This window comes from Ensifer adhaerens, from assembly GCF_020035535.1.
Taxonomy (GTDB): domain Bacteria; phylum Pseudomonadota; class Alphaproteobacteria; order Rhizobiales; family Rhizobiaceae; genus Ensifer.
The window spans coordinates 2,103,346-2,121,719 of sequence record NZ_CP083350.1 but is presented as its reverse complement, the minus strand read 5'-3'; the positions used below and the strand labels follow the sequence as shown (position 1 = coordinate 2,121,719).

Annotated in this window: 14 protein-coding genes; all 14 read right to left on the bottom strand. The window is 59.3% G+C overall.

The annotated features are described in order from the left end of the window. Nucleotides 1-34: 34 nt before the first annotated feature. A complete protein-coding gene (locus LAC81_RS29940; protein ID WP_223728295.1) occupies nt 35-2,152 on the bottom strand; it encodes an ABC transporter ATP-binding protein in 2,118 nt (705 codons plus the stop codon). Further along, nucleotides 2,152-3,024, bottom strand: coding sequence for an ABC transporter permease (locus tag LAC81_RS29935; RefSeq protein ID WP_223728294.1), 873 nt, complete (start codon nt 3,022-3,024; stop codon nt 2,152-2,154). The genes LAC81_RS29940 and LAC81_RS29935 overlap by 1 nt, the downstream gene beginning before the upstream one ends. Next, nucleotides 3,021-3,971: an ABC transporter permease gene (locus LAC81_RS29930; protein ID WP_223728293.1), complete on the bottom strand. Its 951-nt coding sequence runs from the start codon at nt 3,969-3,971 to the stop codon at nt 3,021-3,023. The genes LAC81_RS29935 and LAC81_RS29930 overlap by 4 nt, the downstream gene beginning before the upstream one ends. A gap of 61 nt (nt 3,972-4,032) precedes the next feature. Further along, entirely contained in the window at nt 4,033-5,640 is a 1,608-nt protein-coding gene (locus LAC81_RS29925) for an ABC transporter substrate-binding protein (protein ID WP_223728292.1), read from the bottom strand. A 517-nt stretch (nt 5,641-6,157) separates the two neighbouring features. Beyond that, nucleotides 6,158-7,618, bottom strand: coding sequence for a dihydropyrimidinase (gene hydA / locus LAC81_RS29920; protein WP_223728291.1), 1,461 nt, complete (start codon nt 7,616-7,618; stop codon nt 6,158-6,160). A 104-nt stretch (nt 7,619-7,722) separates the two neighbouring features. After that, nucleotides 7,723-8,724, bottom strand: a complete 1,002-nt coding sequence (locus LAC81_RS29915; protein WP_223728290.1) for a GlxA family transcriptional regulator — start codon at nt 8,722-8,724, stop codon at nt 7,723-7,725. 143 nt (nt 8,725-8,867) lie between these two features. Beyond that, nucleotides 8,868-9,560: a dimethylsulfonioproprionate lyase family protein gene (locus LAC81_RS29910; RefSeq protein WP_223728289.1), complete on the bottom strand. Its 693-nt coding sequence runs from the start codon at nt 9,558-9,560 to the stop codon at nt 8,868-8,870. 125 nt (nt 9,561-9,685) lie between these two features. Further along, complete coding sequence (locus LAC81_RS29905) at nt 9,686-11,119, bottom strand: NAD(P)(+) transhydrogenase (Re/Si-specific) subunit beta (RefSeq protein WP_223728288.1); 1,434 nt, start codon at nt 11,117-11,119, stop codon at nt 9,686-9,688. A 19-nt stretch (nt 11,120-11,138) separates the two neighbouring features. Further along, complete coding sequence (locus LAC81_RS29900) at nt 11,139-12,725, bottom strand: Re/Si-specific NAD(P)(+) transhydrogenase subunit alpha (protein ID WP_223728287.1); 1,587 nt, start codon at nt 12,723-12,725, stop codon at nt 11,139-11,141. A 186-nt stretch (nt 12,726-12,911) separates the two neighbouring features. Next, nucleotides 12,912-13,694 carry an enoyl-CoA hydratase-related protein gene (locus LAC81_RS29895; RefSeq protein WP_223728286.1) on the bottom strand — a complete coding sequence of 261 codons (783 nt, stop codon included), beginning with the start codon at nt 13,692-13,694 and terminating at the stop codon, nt 12,912-12,914. Continuing rightward, complete coding sequence (locus LAC81_RS29890; protein WP_223728285.1) at nt 13,691-14,578, bottom strand: 3-hydroxyacyl-CoA dehydrogenase family protein; 888 nt, start codon at nt 14,576-14,578, stop codon at nt 13,691-13,693. The genes LAC81_RS29895 and LAC81_RS29890 overlap by 4 nt, the downstream gene beginning before the upstream one ends. Nucleotides 14,579-14,595: 17 nt before the next feature. Continuing rightward, nucleotides 14,596-15,801, bottom strand: a complete 1,206-nt coding sequence (locus LAC81_RS29885; RefSeq protein ID WP_223728284.1) for a CaiB/BaiF CoA transferase family protein — start codon at nt 15,799-15,801, stop codon at nt 14,596-14,598. 5 nt (nt 15,802-15,806) lie between these two features. Continuing rightward, nucleotides 15,807-17,369 (bottom strand): HAL/PAL/TAL family ammonia-lyase, encoded by a 1,563-nt coding sequence (locus LAC81_RS29880; protein ID WP_223728283.1) that lies wholly within the window; start codon nt 17,367-17,369, stop codon nt 15,807-15,809. 84 nt (nt 17,370-17,453) lie between these two features. Beyond that, entirely contained in the window at nt 17,454-18,365 is a 912-nt protein-coding gene (locus tag LAC81_RS29875; RefSeq protein ID WP_223728282.1) for an ABC transporter substrate-binding protein, read from the bottom strand. Nucleotides 18,366-18,374 lie beyond the last annotated feature (9 nt).

The following is an 18,374-nucleotide window of genomic DNA, read 5'->3' as shown; positions in this document are numbered from 1 at the left end:
ACAAAGTCGCGTTCTGGTCCCAGACAACTCACTTTCACGACAGCCTCTCCTCTCTCATGCTCATACCTGTGTTCGACGCCAGATTTAGATGGGCTCCGTCGGAGTCCGTGCGATGCGAGCCGGAAGGCCGCTTGGAAAAATTCGGCAGATCCTCGACTGCCAGATGGCACTCGATTATGTGGCCCGGCTGAGGCTCTCGAAGAGGCGGTGACTGCTCTTCGCAGATTGCGCCGATCTTTCGCGGGCAACGGGTATGGAATGGGCAGCCGGATGGTCGGTTTGCCGCGCTGGGGACAACACCGTCGAGTCGTATCTGTTCGCGGCGGTCGTCCGGATCTGGCACTGGGACGGCGGAGATCAACGCTGCTGTGTAGGGATGGTTTGGCCCTCCGAAAATCGCATCGACGGGCCCCCGTTCGCAAATGCGGCCGAGATACATCACGAGCACGCTGTCCGCGATGTATCGGACGACGCCAAGGTCGTGGCTGATAAACAGCAGACTGGTTCCGAAACGCTTCTGTAGCGATACGAGGAAGTTGAGCACTGAAGCTTGAACGGAAACATCGAGCGCCGATGTGATTTCGTCGCAGATGACCACGTCCGGTTTACCAGCAAACGCCCTCGCTATCGCGACACGCTGCTTCTGCCCACCGCTGAGTTTGTCCGAGCGCTGAGCCGCCACGTCCGGATTCAAGCCAACGGAGTCAAGCAAGCCACGGACGGCTTCCGACTGGTCGCGACGGTTTACAAGTCCGAATAGCCGAAGTGGCCTTGCTATGATGCGGCCGACCGACAACGACGGATTGAGCGTACCGCCATGGTCCTGAAACACCATCTGCAAGAGGCGGTGGGCCAAAGAGCTGCGGCTCCTAACCGGTCCGCTGATGTCATCTCCCCGTAGCAATACGGCACCACCGCTGGCGTGCGTCAAACCAACAATTGCACGTCCGAGGGTGGTCTTGCCGCTCCCGCTTTCGCCTACCACAGCTGTGATGGAGCCTTCCACCAAGTCCAGACCCACGCCGTCTACGACCCGCATTTTCATGGTGCCGGCGGTGATACCTCGCGGGCGCAGTTCATAGGTAACGCTGAGGTCCCGTGCGGTAAGCACCTCAAGTTTGCTGCGGGCCGCTGTCCGGACCGCGGCGCGCGGTTGGGGGGAGGCAGCCATCGGGTGGCCGGTTTCCTTCCAGCGAAAACAACGGATCGACCTATCGATCTCGGTCGTCAGGTCGGGCCTCGCCGAACGGCATTGATCGGAGCTGAACTCACATCTCGGCGCGAAAAGGCAGCTTGTCGCCGCGGCGAAAGGACTTGGGAGAAATCCGGGGATGGGCTGCAACTCGGCCCCGGATACGCGGTCTAAACGAGGCACGCAGCGCAACAGGTTTATCGTGTAAGGATGGCGCGGATTGCGGAATAATTGCCGCGCGTCCGCCATCTCGACCAGCTCGCCGGCGTACATGACGCCCACACGCTCACAAATTCGGGCGATGACGCCAAGATTGTGTGCAATCAGCAGCATCGCGACGCCCGTGCGCTCGCGAAGTTCGTGCAGAAGATCGAGCACAACGGCTTCCACCGTGACGTCGAGGCCGGTTGTAGGCTCGTCGAGGATTAGCAGTTCCGGACGGCTAAGAAGCGCAGCTGCGATGACGACGCGCTGCTGCTGCCCCCCGCTCAGTTCATGGGGATAACGTTCCATGATTGCGGACGGATCCGGCAGCTTCACCTGCGTGAACAATTCCACCACGCGGTTATGCGCCTCGGTCGGAGACATTTTCTCATGAACGATCAGGATCTCGGTGAGCTGTCTGCCGATCTTGAGTGTCGGAGTCAGAGCTCCTGCGGGATTCTGGTGAACCATCGCGATCCGCTTGCCCCGCAGTTGCCGCAAACTTTCGGGCGTCGCTTGCAGAATGTCGAAACCGTCGAAGCGGATCGAACCGGCCGTGCGGACCTTGCCGCGACCGAAGTCTCCCATGACGGCGTATCCGAGCGTGCTCTTACCGCAGCCGCTTTCACCGACAAGGCCGACGATCTCGCCTCTGCCGATCGACAGTGTCACGTCTCTGACCGCATGAACCGAACCACTTGAGGTCCGAAAATCGATGGAAAGGTTCTCTACCGAGAGGAGCGTTTTCGCTTTCATTACGCGTCCTCCTCCTGAATGACGTCCACTACTAGGTTCAGGCCGATAACGAGCGACGCGAGAGCTATTGCCGGGATCGCGGTCATCCAGGACGATACTGCGAGCCACCGAACACCCTGGTTGACCATGCCGCCCCAATCGGGGTTTGGCGGAGGAGTGCCCAGTCCGAGGAAGCCCAGCGTCCCGATGGCGAATGATGCGTATGCGACGCGAAGCATGGCATCAACCAGGATGGGACCCTTTGTATTCGGAAGGAGCTCCACCAAGAGGATGTACCAGAACCGCTCTCCCCGCACCTGTGCCGCATGGATGAAGCTTCGGCCGCGCAGTTCGATCACGGTACTTCTCACGATACGCGCGATCCCCGGAGCCGAACCCAGCGCAATTGCCACCACGATGTTCATGTTGGACGGTCCAAGCGCGGCGATGATGAGCAGATAAAGCAAGATCGCGGGAAACGAGATCAGAGCGTCGTTTATGCGCATTACAATCTGATCGAACAGTCCGCCAATGTAACCCGACACCAAGCCAATCGATGCTCCGATGGTCTCGGCAAGGAGAACAGCCATTGGTGCGAGAATGAGTACTGGACGTGCTCCCCAAAGGGTGCGGGACAACACGTCCCTTCCGAGGTCATCGGTCCCCAGCAGAAATTTCCAGCTCGGTCCCTGGAGTGCCGGGCCCACCAAATCGTTCGGCGGAAATGGCGCGAGGATCGGTGCCGCGACCGCTGCAACTACCCAGAACAGCACGACCAGAAGTCCGGCCGTTGCCTGTCTTGAACGGAGGACCGAGCGCAATATTGGAAACCTGACGACAGGCGACCTATGTACGCTTTCATCCGTGGCAGCGAGATTGTCCAGAATTGTCATGCCAGTCCCGCTCCTATCCGAGGGTTGAGCCACGCATTGAGGAAATCTGCGGCGACCTGCGAGCAGACCGCCACGACCGCGAACACCAACGCTCCTCCCTCAAGCAAGGGGACGTCCTTCTGATTTGCAGCGGTCAGCATCAGTAATCCGAGACCCGGGTATCCAAATATCGCTTCAGTCACGACGATGCCGCCGATCAGCCAATTGATGTGGAGCATCAGCACGGTGATCGGAGTAACCAGCGCACTGCGCATCGCGTGCCTTACGACAATCCTCCTGAAGGGCAGCCCGCGCAAAACGGCCGCTCTAATGTAGCTTGATCCCATCACATCAATCATGCTGACCCGCATCATCCTGGCCAGGTACCCAATGTCCACGATCGCGAGTGTCATCACAGGTAGAATGAGCCGCGTAGGATCGGACAGAGGCGTCGCCCCACCGGTCATCGCGCTCGACCCTGGAAGAATCCGTAAGTGGACAGCGAACAAGAGCAGTACGAGTACTCCCACCACGAATTCGGGAGTCGAATTGGTGGCGAGGCTGCCGGTGGAAATCATTCTGTCCAACCGGCTTCCGGGATAGAGCCCGGCGAACGTACCAAGCAAAAACGCCAGAGGAGTAATCACCGCTAGCGCCACCGCAGCAAGGATAGCCGAGTTCGCGGCGTGCCGAAGGATCAATGGACCTACGGGTTGCTGCTGAGAGGTCGAGAAACCGAAGTCGCCGGTTAGAGCGCCACCTACCCAGTGACCGTAGCGCTCCAACACAGGCTTATTCATTCCCAGTTTTTCGTTCAACGCATCGACGGCTTCCTGGGGCGCGAACCGCCCCAGCATATCGCGACCGACGTCTATCGGCAGCCCTTCGGCGGCAACGAAAATCAGCACTGAACTCACAAAGAGCGTAAAGCTAAGCAGAACGAGTTTCTTCACTAAGATAGTGTGCATCTCAATGTACTCTCGCTGAAACGGTAAGTTCTCCGGTAAAGGCAGACCAGACCGGGTCGCGTCACGCGTCGACCCAAGTCTCGTCGAAAGCCCCGAAACGGAACGCCGTTGCCTTGAAGTTCTTGACCCGCTTTGTGTGCGCTGCGAGCGCGTATATGAAGAGCGGCTCGGCGAACGGGCCGTTCTCACGAAGGTACGGCTGCAGTCGTCCATAGGCCTTCCGCCGGTCGTCAACGCTCACCGTGGCCGACGCTTCGTCAAGTAACTTCTCGAATTCCGGGTCGCTGAAATGTGTCTCGTTCCATGCCGCTCCCGATCGAAGAGACAGGCCTAGCAGCATGGTCGCGAGGGGACGATGGCTCCAGTAGGATGCGCCGAAGCCCCATTCGAGCCACTTCGCCCAGTAGGCCTCCGCGGGCATCGGAACGAGATTGATCTTGACGCCGATTTGTGACGCGTTCTGAGCGAAGACCTGGGACGCTGCCCCAATGAACTCGGGCGCGGCGGGATATCTCATTTCCGTTTCGAACCCGTCCGGGTAGCCGGCCTCTGTCAACAGCGCCTTTGCTCGCTCGAGATCCTGCTTCGGCGTGTCCATGGAAGCCCAAGCAGGGTCCACGCCCGGTGCAACCATGTCGTCCGTCCCATCGAATGCGGTATCGCCCAGTGCCAGGGAGATGATCTGTTCACGGTTCTGACAGAGCTTGAGGGCCATGCGTACCCGCGGATCGTCAAACGGCTTCACGTCGACACGCATGCGGAAAAGCAGCGTACCGGCACTCTTGGTCTTTGAGACTACTATGTCGGGCTGCTCCGAAAGTGCCTTGTAGGACGATACATCGAGCCCGAGCGCCAGGTCGAACTCGCCGCTGACAAGCCCCGCGATTTGCGCCGGCGCTTGTGACTTGATGTCGACCGAGACGACTTCATCGAGATACGGAAGCGCCTGTCCGTCAGCGTCCTTGCGCCAATAGTCCTTCCTTGCGCGAAGCGTGAACGACTGGTTCGGGACATATTCCACGAGATCGAACGGCCCCGTTCCCCAAGGTTCCGCTAAGAAGTCTCCCTTGAACTCACGCGGCATAATTGCCCCTGCGTAATGGAAGAAATCGTAAGCAAGTGAGTTCGTTGCGTTGGAAAGATGCAGCTTGATAGTTCGCGCATCCACTTTTTCGATGCCGTCAGGCTTAAGGTACGGTTGAAGCAAGCCAGTCATCGACGATCCCGTCGCGGGATCCAGCCAACGCTTCAAATTGAAGATGACGTCATCCGCATCGATCTCCCTCGGAGTCGGCATGTTGAAGACTGGACCGCGGCGGACAACAAGCGTCCAGGTTTTCAAATCGGCGGACGCGTCCAGCGACTCGAGGAGATGCGGATGTGGAACGTTGTTTTCGTCAACACGTGTCAGAAACTCTGCAACGCCACGGACGGCATCGGATGCTCCGAGTGAATCGACGGCGGCAGGGTCGCGGAACGGCTTTAGAGTGTCGGTGTTGGCGTACTTCAACGTGCCGCCGCGACGAGGCGGCCCATCCGCAGTGCCAGCAAGTGATCCCGCGCGAGCGAAGCCACATTGCAAAGCAAGAATTGAGGCTGCGATCGCGGTACCGCTCTTCAGCAGGTTGCGTCGAGTAAGTTGAGAAACATGCTTGTAGACGGTGTCCATTTCAGTTCCCCTTTTCGGATTTATGTATCCATTAATGAGAGTATCCTGGAGGATAACGGGCATTTCAAACTGCGTTCCCGCCATCCCAGATAGCTTTTCCGACATGGCCAAAAGATTTTGGATCCAACTTGAGGTAATCGGCCATCAAACCCGGACGTTTGCACCGGGAGGTCGGCACGCCAGGCTGATCACAATTTGTGAGTGGAAATCGTTCTCTGAAGAGAGCCTGGGAGAGTTCCGGCAACAACTGTCCGGTGCTACAAGTGTTCGCCCGAACTTGGCTGACGAAGGCACTTCGCCAAGCACACATCTCCGACCCGAATTTGCGCTGATGTCCTTCCCTTTTAGAAAGGCAGCATCGATGCGTTTCAGAACGGTTATGGGGTCAAATGGCCTCGGTCGACCCTTCGACAATTGATCCCCATGTCGGATTGTCGAGCGACGCCGGTGAAGCAAGGCCGACATGCTGGGGAAGCCCCCGGCATGTCGGAGCAGCGGTTCACCTGCTGCATCTTCCTTATTCGGCCGCCGAGCACTCGAACTCGCTGATAGGTTCGAACGATGGAAGTGGCAATCGAACAAATGGTCGATCGCAAGGTAGAAACTGTCCGCGGCCTGGTCGGGACTTTACTACCCCGTCCTCCCAGACGACCTCTCCCCGAGAGATCGTAACGATAGGCCAGCCGCGGACACGCATATCCTCGTAGGGGGTGTGGTCCGTCGCATGGTGGAGCATGTCGTTCTTGATCGTCACTTCGCGGTTGGCATCCCAGATCGCAAGATCCGCGTCCGAACCGATGGCGATCACGCCCTTCCGAGGATAAAGGCCATAGAGCCGCGCGGGCTCCGTCGCCGTCACTTCGGCAAACTGCTGAAGCGTCATGCGCCCCGTGTTCACGCCGCCCGAAAACAGGAGCGGCAAGCGGGTTTCCAAACCTGGCAACCCGCCTGGGACGCGGTTGAATGGAGCGTTTGGCCCGGCTGCAATCTTTTCGACATAGTGAAGGGGCGAATGGTCAGAAGAAAAGACGCCCAGAGTGCCATCCAGAATACCACGCCAGATTTCCGGCTGATTGGACCGATGGCGAGGCGGAGGTGTGCAGATGCACTTGGCTCCTGACAGATCTTTGGTGTCCAGATCCGCGGAGGAGAGGAAAAGATATTGTGGGCAGGTCTCCGCGAATACTGGCAGGCCGCGCGCACGTGCCCGGCGGATCTCGTCCACCGCTGCCGCGGACGCGACATGAGCGATGAGAATGGGCGTCTCGAGCAGTTCTGCCAGACTTATGGCCCGATGGGTCGCCTCACGATCCGAAATCGTGGACCGTGCCACTTCGAAGTACCTGAGTTGGGTCTTTCGCTCTCTGAGTAGATGTTCGGTGAGCCAGCGGATACAGCCGTCGTTTTCGGCGTGAACCATTACCATGGCACCTTCGCGCCGGGCCAGTTCGAAAATCTTCAGAGCTTCATAATCGTCAAGCTTGAGACCATCGTAGGTCAGAAAAATCTTGATGGACGTGCAGCCTTCGTCGACCAGGGTCTTCACCTCCTCGAGTGTGGTCTCGGAAGCGTCACCGACGATCATATGGAATGCATAGTCGATATGGGCTTTCGGAGCCGCGCGAAGATGGTAGTCATCAACTATGGCCCGAATCGAGTTGCCCTTAACCTGCATCGCGAATGGGATCACGGTTGTGTTGCCACCACACAGTGCTGACAGCGTGCCGCTCTGAAAGTCGTCGGAGGTGGTTCGGCCCTCCCAGGGCTGCTGATCCATGTGGCAGTGGCTGTCAACGCCTCCAGGCAGCACAACTTTGCCTTTGGCATCGTACGTCTCGCGGCCACCGCCAAGGCCTGCCTCTAGGGCGACGATGCGCCCGTCTCTTATGCCAATGTCGAGCTGTTGTGGCCCATCACGCAGCACAACGGTTCCGTTGCGCACAACGAGATCGAACTCAGTTTGAATAGCGCCAGTCATCCGCCTTTCCTCCGAAAGCGATAAATCCCCTCGCTCAAGGTATTCCGCGCCGACCCAGACACAAATGCGCGAATCCGACATGATCGACAGGTTTCTCGACGCGGCTACGAAGTGTTGTCGGCGTCTTTCTGGGGTCGCGTAGCTTTGGCGGCCCGCTCGGCGGCCGGGGTTACGCCAAAGTGAGCCCGGTATCGGCGAGCGAAGTGGGTGGCGGAAGAATAGCCGCAGTGCTGAGCAACCACATCAATAGACAGACTCGTCCTAGAGACAAGTTCATGTGCTCTCTCCATTCTAAGCGCCGCGTAGAACGCGACCGGCGTCCGCCCGAGATGCGACAAAAACAGCCGTTCCATCTGGCGGGACGATAACCCCACCCGGTGCGCCAGAACTTCGACCCCAATAGGAGCTTGGACGCTATTTTGCATAAGCCGGACTATACTTGAAAGCCGGTCATGAGTAATTCCGTAGCGGGCTTCCGGCGTCATCCGTTGTGACTCGCCTTTGCCTCTTATCTGCGGATGGTTGAACTGATCGGAGATTGCCACGGCGAGTGTCCGCCCATGAAAAGACTCAACGATGCTCAGCATCATATCCAAGGTGGCCGTTCCACCAGAGGAAGTGATGAACGGTCCATCCGCGGTAAAAATATCGTTGGTTGCAAGCACATTCGGGAACGCCTCCTGAAAGTCAGCGGAGTTCTCCCAATGAACGGTGCAGCGCCGTCCATCGAGCAGTCCAGCTCGAGCCAACAGGTAAGCTCCCGTGCTTATGCCTCCCAGAAGGACGCCCTGTCGGCTCAAGCGCCTGAACCATGTCAAAGCACCTCTCTTGAAGTAGCGTGCCGGATCAACGCCTGAGCATACAATCACCACATCGCAATGTGGCGCGTTGTCGACGCCACAATCGATTGGCACAGCGAATCCGGCACTGTTTTCGACAGGGGAGCCGTCAAGGGAAATTAAAACCCATTCGTAGAGTGGATGTTCGTTCAGGCGATTAGCTTGTCTCAAAGGGTCCAAAGCTGCCGAGAACGCCAAGAGCGGAAAGTTGGGCGTCAAGTAGAAGCCTACCCGGACGCACTCCGTTGAAGGCTTCGACGTTCTCAACGCAATCTCCCTACTGCCTGCCAACACGGCCCGCTACGTAGAATTAAGGCCCATCCTGCGACACTACGGAGAGGTCGTTACGACATCTGCATGCGATCGAACGACGGATCCGTTTAGTGTCGCTGATCATGCCCGGCGTACCTCTATGTTCTCGAGGAACCACTTTTGCCCGATCGCACGCGTTGGCACCAAAGCAGAAGGAGGGGATTTGACGTACAACGCATGGCAAATTCCTGACCTTCTTCGCCAAAGAAAACCCCGCCAGGCGATCGTACCACCCAATCTTCGTCGTGCAATCGCACTTCCGCGCGCGACAGGGCAAGAAAGACGGTAGGATGCTTGCGGCGATGATCCGGGAAGCGACCGTAGGGTGCCATTATAGTTGCACCGATATGGACATCATCGCGCTCCTCCATGCCACCCGGTCCCACCATTAATGCATGGGCGTGTCCACGAACGAAATTGATGCTGGCGAAAGGGCCGGTTCTCGACCGATACCAGCGAAGATCGGGCGCGATCGCGTTAATCGCCTTTGCCAGTTCTGCGATTGGTCCGCCGCCCTGAATGGCGGTCGACAAAGCCTCAGCAAGATGCCCAGACGCCGGAAGTGCATTGCCACCGACCCCGTACATCGCAGCCGGTCTAGAAAGCTGGTGAAAAATCTTGCCTGCCGTGTACCGGGACATGGAGGGGACATCGTGGGCCAATAGGAGGTTGCCCAGCGCGTTGATGAGTTGCCGCAGAGCAAAGGGCCGTTGTCCCCATATCGCAATTGGTGCCTGGCCTTGTGGCGAAGGATCGCACTCAGCAGGATTTCGAATGGCCTCGGTCGTCATCTCTCACCTTCCATGCAAATCTCGGATTCACATCACGTACTCCTGTTGCCAAGCCGAGCACGCATCTAGCTGGGATGTGGGCGCTTGAGAACCAGGCGTCCGCATCTCAGAGATCACGTCGATCATCAAGCCAGCACCGGCAACAGTTTACCTATCGACTCCTTGGCGTCGCCGTAGAACATGCGGGTGTTGTCCTTGTAGAACAGCGGGTTCTCGATGCCGGAATAGCCGGTACCCTGGCCGCGCTTGGAGACGAATACCTGCTTGGCTTTCCAGACCTCGAGCACCGGCATGCCTGATATCGGCGAGTTCGGATCTTCCTGGGCGGCCGGATTGACGATGTCGTTGGAGCCGATGACGATGACGACATCGGTTTCGTGGAAGTCCTCGTTGATCTCGTCCATCTCCAGAACGATGTCGTAGGGAACCTTCGCTTCGGCCAAGAGCACGTTCATGTGGCCCGGCAACCGGCCGGCGACCGGATGAATGGCGAAGCGCACGTTCTTGCCGGCCGCCCGCAGCTTGCGGGTAAGCTCGGAGACCGATTGCTGTGCCTGCGCCACCGCCATGCCATAGCCCGGCACGATGATGACGCTGTCGGCGTCGTTGAGGGCTGCGGCCACACCTTCGGCATCGATGGCGATCTGCTCTCCGGTGATTTCCATGGCCGGGCCTGTGGTGGCACCGAAGCCGCCGAGGATGACGGAAACGAAGGAGCGATTCATCGCCTTGCACATGATGTAGGAGAGGATCGCGCCCGATGATCCGACGAGCGCGCCGGTGACGATCAAAAGGTCGTTTCCGAGCGTGAAGCCGATGGCAGCAGCCGCCCAGCCGGAATAGCTGTTCAGCATCGACACGACCACGGGCATGTCGGCGCCGCCGATGCCCATGATCAGGTGGTAGCCGATGAAGAAGGCCGCGAGCGTCATGGCGAGCAGCGTCCAGGTGCCGGCACCGTTGACGTAGAGCACCAGCAGCACGAGCGAGAGCAGTGCGGCACCTGCATTGAGCAGATGACCGCCCGGCAGCTTCTTTGCCTTGCCGTCGACCTTGCCGGCGAGCTTGCCGAAGGCGATGACGGAGCCGGTGAAGGTGACGGCGCCGATGAAGACGCCGAGGAAGACCTCGACCTTCATGATCGACAGTTCTACCGGTTCCTTGTGCGCAAGGATCGCGGCAAAACCGGTCAGCGCAGAGCGGGCTGCCGCGTCGAGACCGGCGACGTCAACCGCTTCGATATGGGCGTTGAAGCCGATGAACACGGCGGCAAGACCGACGAAGGAATGCAGCGCTGCCACGAGCTGCGGCATCTCGGTCATCTGGACGCGGGAGGCGACAAAGTGGCCGAGCACGGCGCCGCCCGCAATCATCAGCACGATGACAAGCCAGTTGCCGACGTCAGGTCCAAAGACCGTGGCGACAATCGCAAGGCCCATGCCGGTCATACCGTACCACACGGCGCGCTTGGCGCTTTCCTGGCCAGAGAGCCCGCCGAGCGAGAGGATGAAGAGAACGGCTGCCGCGATATAGGCGGCCGATACGATACCGATCATCATAATGATTACCCCTGCCCGATCAGGATTTCTGGAACATGGCGAGCATGCGCCGTGTGACGAGGAAGCCGCCGACGATATTGATCGTGGCGATCAGCACCGAGAGTGCCGCAAGCAGCACCACCAGCCAGTTGCCAGACCCGATCTGCAGCAGAGCGCCGAGAATGACGATGCCGGAAACCGCGTTGGTGACAGCCATCAGCGGCGTGTGCAGCGAATGCGAGACGTTCCAGATGACCTGGAAACCGACGAAGCAGGCGAGCACGAAGACGACGAAGTGGCTCATGAAAGCCGCCGGCGCAAAGGCCCCGACGAGAAGCAGCAGCGCCGTGCCGACGGCGAGCAGCGTCAGCTGGCTCTTCGTCTGGGCCTTGAAGGCTGCGGCCTCGGTGGCACGCTTTTCCTCCGGCGTCGGCTCCTTCACCTTTTCCTTGGGCTTCTGTGCCGCGATCGCAGCGATCTTCGGCGGTGGTGGCGGATAGGTAATGGCCCCCTCGAAGGCGACCGTCGCGCCACGGATGACGTCGTCCTCCATGTTGTGGACGAGCTTGCCGTCCTTGCCGGGTGTCAGGTCGGTCAGCATATGCCGGATGTTGGTGGCATAGAGCGTGGACGCCTGCGCGGCCATGCGGCTCGGGAAGTCGGTGTAGCCGATAACGACGACGCCGTTGTCGGAGACGACGCGCTGATCGGCAAGTGTGAGATCGCAGTTGCCGCCGCGTTCGGCCGCAAGGTCGACGACCACCGATCCCGGCTTCATCGCCGCCACCATGTCGGCAAGCCAGAGCTTTGGCGCATCCCGGCCGGGGATCAGCGCCGTGGTGATGACGATGTCGATCTGAGGTGCGAGCTCGCGGAACTTCGCCAGCTGCTTTTCGCGGAACTCCGGCGAAGAGGGCGCCGCATAGCCGCCGGTTGCAGCACCATCCTGCTGACCGCCCCCCTCACCATCGGCGAAGTCGAGATAGACGAACTCGGCCCCCATGCTCTCGATCTGCTCGGCGACCTCAGGACGCACGTCGAAGGCATAGGTCTGGGCACCGAGCGAGGTGGCGACACCGATCGCCGCCAGACCGGCGACGCCCGCACCGATCACCAGCACCTTGGCCGGCGGCACCTTGCCGGCGGCCGTTACCTGGCCGGTGAAGAAGCGGCCGAAATTGTTGCCGGCCTCGATCACCGCACGGTAGCCGGCGATATTGGCCATCGACGACAGCGCATCCATCTTCTGCGCGCGGCTGATGCGCGGCACCATGTCCATGGCGATGACGTTGGCGCCCTTCGCCTTGGCTAGCTCAAGCAGTTCCGGGTTCTGGCCCGGATAGAAGAACGAGATCAGCGTCTTGTCCGCAGACAAAAGCGCGACCTCGCTCGGCTCAGGCGGCCGCACCTTGACAATCACGTCGGCCGAAGCCCAGAGCGCGTCCGCCGACGGGGCCACCTCAACGCCCGCGGCCCGATAGGCATCATCGGAAAAACCGGCCGCGACGCCCGCGCCCGTCTCGATGATGCTGCTGTAGCCAAGTTTCGCAAGTTGCACCGCGCTGTCAGGTGTCAGCGCCACGCGACACTCGGCCGCGAGTAACTCCTTCGGCGAACCAATCTTCATGTACAACTCCTCGTCACTGTAGTGACCGTCTCTCTATGACACGACCATGCTCGAGGCCACCCTCTCCCGAGGATGGCCGATAATGGCTTGGGTTGATGATTTGCTAGTGGCTGCACACCCGCGCCGGGCGTCAGCGAAATGCTGCAGTCGGAGCGACGACGCTCTCGCCTGCACTGATCAAGAGCGCTATCTGCCTGTAAAGACGGGTTTTCGCTTTTCACCGAACGCGCGCATACCCTCCGCACGGTCCTCGCTGGCCGCGAGAAGGGCAGACAAACTACGCTCGAAGCGCACACCTGCTGTCAGAGGCGTTTCGTAGCTCTGGAGTACTGCCTGTTTCGCGAGTTTGACCGCCACCGGGCCATTCGTTGCAATCTTGTCCGCGATCGCGAGCGCCTGTGCTTCCACCTGACCCGCCGCAGTAACGGTGCTCACAAGCCCCCGTGCCAGCGCCTCGCTGGCATTGAGCCGGCGCCCTGCGAGGATCATTTCCATCGCCAGGGTTTTCCCGACCACGCGAACAAGGCGTTGCGTGCCTCCGGCACCGGGCACAGTTCCGATTGCCGCTTCGGGCATGCCAAAAACCGCGCTCTCGTCACAGACGACGATGTCACAAATCAAGACCAGTTCTAGCCCTCCTCCAAGGGCGTAACCAGAGACAGCTGCGACCAGGGGCTTCGAAATCGTTGCCACCTCATCCCAAAGCTCACTGAATCCGCTGCCATAGAGTTCGACAGGTCCAGCCTCTGCCAACGTCCCTATGTCCGCGCCAGCGGCAAAAGCACGGGCGTCGCCGGAAATCACGACCGAGCGTATATCTGGGTCGCCGTCGAAAGCGCGTAGCGTCGCAACGAGTCTTTCCAGCATTTCGCGGCTGAGCGCATTGCGCTTCTCCGGTCGGTTCAGCGTGATATGCCCCACGTGGCCGCTCTGCGTGACGCGGACGACCGAATTTGCTTCAGCGTTCATGACTTGCGCCTCTCTGTCAAAAGTTTAACGGTCTCGTCTCGGTCCATCTTTGCGATGCTTATTTCCTCGTCACTCCAATTGTAGAAGCCCCGCTGCGCCTTCGTACCCAGCGCGCCTGATGACACCAACTTCTCGATAATCGGCGAGACGCCTTCGCTGCGGCTCAAAGCGGGCATGAGTACCGCCGATACTTTCGCAACCGTATCCAATCCTGCCATGTCCATCAGGCGCAGCGGTCCTGCAGAAGACCAACGGGGGGCGAGAGTTGTTTCCACGGCGCGATCCACGTCTTGTATAGAGGCGATTCCTTCTTCCACGAGATGAAGAGCTTCGCGCAGCATCGCGTACTGGAGCCGGTTGATCACGAATCCAGGGATTTCGTTCTTTACCTCAATGGATTCCTTGCCGAGTCCATTGCAGAGTGCCTGTGCTTTCTCGACAACGCTCTCGCTCGTGGCTTTTCCACGAACGATTTCGACCAGGGGCATCACTGCCGGGGGGTTGAACCAGTGAAGACCGACCAGCCGATGGGGTTGCCGCATTGAAGACGCAATCGAACTGATCGGAACGCTCGAGGTGTTGGTGGTCAGCAAACAGGTAGCGGAGACTTTGCTTTCAACCAGCGCGAAAAGGTCGCGTTTGAGATCTGCGTTTTCCGCGATGTTTTCGCTGACGATTTCTGCTCCGTCCAAGCATTCCTCAATATCCGTCGAGAAGCGAACTTTATTCGCCACATCGCAGAGAAGGGTGCGCGCAGTTTCAAGAGTCGCCTGTCCGCGGGAATACAGTGCGACGTCGAAACCGGCGCGCACGAACACGCCCGCAATACCCGCACCCATCGTGCCCGCACCGATAACGGCGACACGAGTTTGTTTGTTTGTCACTTTTCTCTCCTTGCGGCTCAGATGATGCCACGTTGGCGCAGGCCGGACAGCTGCTCAGTGGAAAGGCCGAGTTCGCGACCCAATACTTCCATCGTATCGGCTCCCAACATTGGGGCAGCGAGATTAGCTTCGGCCGAGGCTCCGCTAAAGCGTACGGGCTGGGGCATAACTTTCAGAACACTGCCACTCGGCTGCTTGATGTCGCGCAGCAGCTGACGATACTGAGCATGGTCGCTTTCCAGAACCTGTTTCAGATCCCAGATCGGCGCGGCGGGGACTCCAGCCTCTTCGAGCTGATTGATGATATCGTCGACTTCAAGCTCACTCGTCCACTTCTCGATAATTGCGTGGAGTTCGTGACGATTCACGAAACGCTTCGCATCGGCTTCATAACGCGGGTCCTTCGCCAGCGAGGCTTGGCCCATGGCGTTGGCGAGCTTTACGAAAAGCGGATCGTTGGCGACGGCTATGACGACGTGGCCGTCTTTTGCAACGAACGAGTCCATTGGAGCCGACACAGGGTGCGAATTCCCAATTCGGCCGGGCGCGGGCAACCCCCCGGCGATTTGAGAGAGAGTCACCATTTGCAAAGAGGCCATCGCATCCAACATTGCGACGTCGACGTGTTGGCCCTGTCCCGTCGCTTGGCGCTGCAGCAACGCGGCCAACGCGCCGAAAGCGCCGTATAGGCCGGCGACCACGTCACCGACTGCGTCCCCGATGCGGGTCGGCGAACCATCGGCCCAGCCCGTGATGCTCATGATACCGCCGATCGCCTGAACGATGTGGTCGTAGGCGGGACGGTGAGCCAATGGTCCGGTCTGACCAAAGCCAGAAATGCTCACATAAACGAGACGCGGATTGAGCTTGCTCAACGTTTCGAAGTCCAGTCCGAGTCGGGCGGTGACACCCGGTCGGAAGTTCTCCACCAGGACATCAGCTCCCGCAACGAGGCGGCGAACCAGCTCAAGACCTTCCGGCGACTTCAGGTCAACAGTGACGCTTTTCTTGCCGCGGTTCACCAACATGAAATAGCAGCTTTCGCCGTCCAGGAACGGTCCGAATGCGCGTGAGTCATCCCCGCGGCCGGGAAGTTCGATTTTTGTGACGTCCGCGCCTAGATCAGCAAGGATCGAAGCACAGAGCGGGCCAGCGAGAACGCGGGAAAGGTCAAGGACTTTGACGCCAGCGAGAGGTGAAGTTGCGTTGGAGCTTGTGGCCATGATGTTTAAAGCCTTGTTTGACTGGAAAGGGCATTTGAAACGGCATTGGCGAGCCTGCCGTTGTCGATGAGGTTTCGGACCGCCTGCAGATCCGGATACATTTCGCGGTCTTCGTCGCGTGGGGACACGACTTCTCTGATTTCAGTCAACGCTGCGCCCGTACCGCGACCGGCTCGCAGGGGCCTATGAAACTCGAGCGCCTCGGCGGCACATAGGAACTCGATGCTGAGAATGCCCGCAAGATTTTCCGCAGCCGACATAGCTTTGCGGGCTGCTGCGACCCCCATGGACACGTGGTCCTCTTGCCCCGCGCAAGTCGGGACTGTGTGAACCGTTGCCGGTGCGGCGTACATGCGATTGTCGGCTGCAAGACCCGCCGCAGAGTACGGTGGGATCATGAACCCGGAGTGTGCGCCGCTGCCACTCGCAAGGAAAGCAGGCAAGCCACTCATGTGGTGGTTTGTCAGTCGGTCTGACCGCGCCTGAGATATCGTCGAGAGAGAAGCGATCGCAATTGCCAGGAAATCGAGCGCGATCGCAGTCGGCGCGCCATGACCGTTGCCCCCCGGCAACGCCCGCAGTTCGTTGTCCTCGAAAACAAAGACGGGATTGTCGGTAACCGATCCGATTTCCGTTTCGATAATCCGTTTGACATAATCGATCGCGTCACGGGCTGCGCCATGGACTTGAGGCATGCAACGGAGGCTGAGTGCATCCTGCAGCCGATGGTCCCGGTTCGCTTCCATAATAGCGCTGTCAGCGAGCAGATCGATGAGGCGAGCAGCCGTTGCTACTTGGCCGACATGGGGCCTCATACTGTGCAGTCGCGGATCGAAGCCCCGGGTATTGCCGCGCAACGCTTCGATGCTCATGGCACCGGCCACATCTGCGAGTTCGACCAGACGCTCGACCTGATGGACTGCGAGTGCGCCGAGGCCAGTGATTTCGTAGGCATTGCTGATCAAAGCATGCCCTTCGCGAGGTCCGGGATCGTTGACAGCGATGCCTGCGCGTCTCAAAGCTTCCGCACCGGGCAGTAGCTCTCCCTCGAACCAAGATCGACCGTGACCAAAAATTGACAGGCCAATGTGCGAGGTCGCGATCAGGTATCCAACAGACCCGCTGATGGGAGCCCAGGGCGTAACGCCGCGATTGAGCATTTCGACCATCGTCGTCACGAGCAACCGAGAGATTCCGCTGAATCCCTGCAGGAAAGCAACAAGCTGCGCGGCCATAATGGCCCTCACGTTCCGACGCGAGAGTGGCTCTCCGACTCCGCTTGCGTGGCTCTTGAGCATATTGAGTTGGGCGCGTGCAATTTCGTCAGGCCGAAGCGTTACGGAATAGAGATCGCCGACCCCGGTAGTCAGCCCGTAGATCGCCTGCCCGCTTTCCATCGCCTGACGAATGTGGTTGTGGCTCGCGCTCACGCGCTCAAGACCCGCCTCATCCAAGACGATAGGCATGCCGTCAGCAATTGCGGCGATTTCCGCCACGCCGACATGTTTTGCGCCCAGGCGCACACTCGGAGTCACCGGCGCTGCCTCCGTTCTGCTCTCGACGGACACTTGTTACTCTCCTGATTCTATCGGTAATGCTTGTGAAGTTGTCCGTGAGACGCGGCAGGCGCGCCGCGTCTCACTTTGCCGGGTTTAGTTCAAACCCTTTTCAGCCAACCAATCACTGGCAACGGCGTCATAGCCTTCCTGAGCCGCGAGTTTGCCGTTCATCTTGATGAGATCGTCCGTGGTCAGAGCCGTCGAGACGGCATCAAGCGTCTTTTGGACGTCGTCGCTGACCTTGGGTGTAGCAATGATCGGCACGATGTTCTGCGCGGGGAAGAGGTTCTTCGTATCCTCCAGCGCAACGAGGCTGTTGGCTGTCATTGCCGGATCAGTGGATGTCATGTCCGCCGCCTGGACTTGGCCATTGACGAGTGCGGCCAACGTCAGCGGTCCCGCGACATCAAGTGTCTTGAACGAATGAAATTCCAAGCCGTATACGTCCCGCAGGCCGACGACACCCTCCTTGCGGGTTTTCCATTCGGGCGGGCCTCCCAGTACTAGTTCGGGGGCATGTGCCTTCAGGTCTTCAATTGTTTTCAGGTTGTACTTGTCGGCTGTAGCTTTCGTCACAGCAAGAATATCGGAATTCTGCGCCCCTGAAGGTGTCAGCATCGAAATCCCCTCTGGGAGGGCAGCCTTCAGGGCGGTCGCAACATCTGCAGGCGAGTGCGCGGTTGCCTGTTTGTCGAGATAGCTCAACGTTGCGCCTGCATACTCCGGCAGAAGATCGATAGATCCATCGAGGAGTGCCGGCATGTAGACCTCTCTGCTGCCGATGCTCAGTCGTGTCTCGGTCTGGATCCCCTTCGCAGACAGAGCCTTCGCGTAGATGGTCGCCAGGAGCTGGCTTTCAGGAAAGTCTGCGGACCCGACGATGATTGTCGAGGTGTCGGCGCGCGAGGGCGTGTCCGAAGCCAACGGATCGTTCGCAAATGCCGGAAACGCTGCAATTGCAAGAAACGCGAGTGGGCCTAAGGTCTTTTTGATCTGCAAAGCCATGCGGTCTAC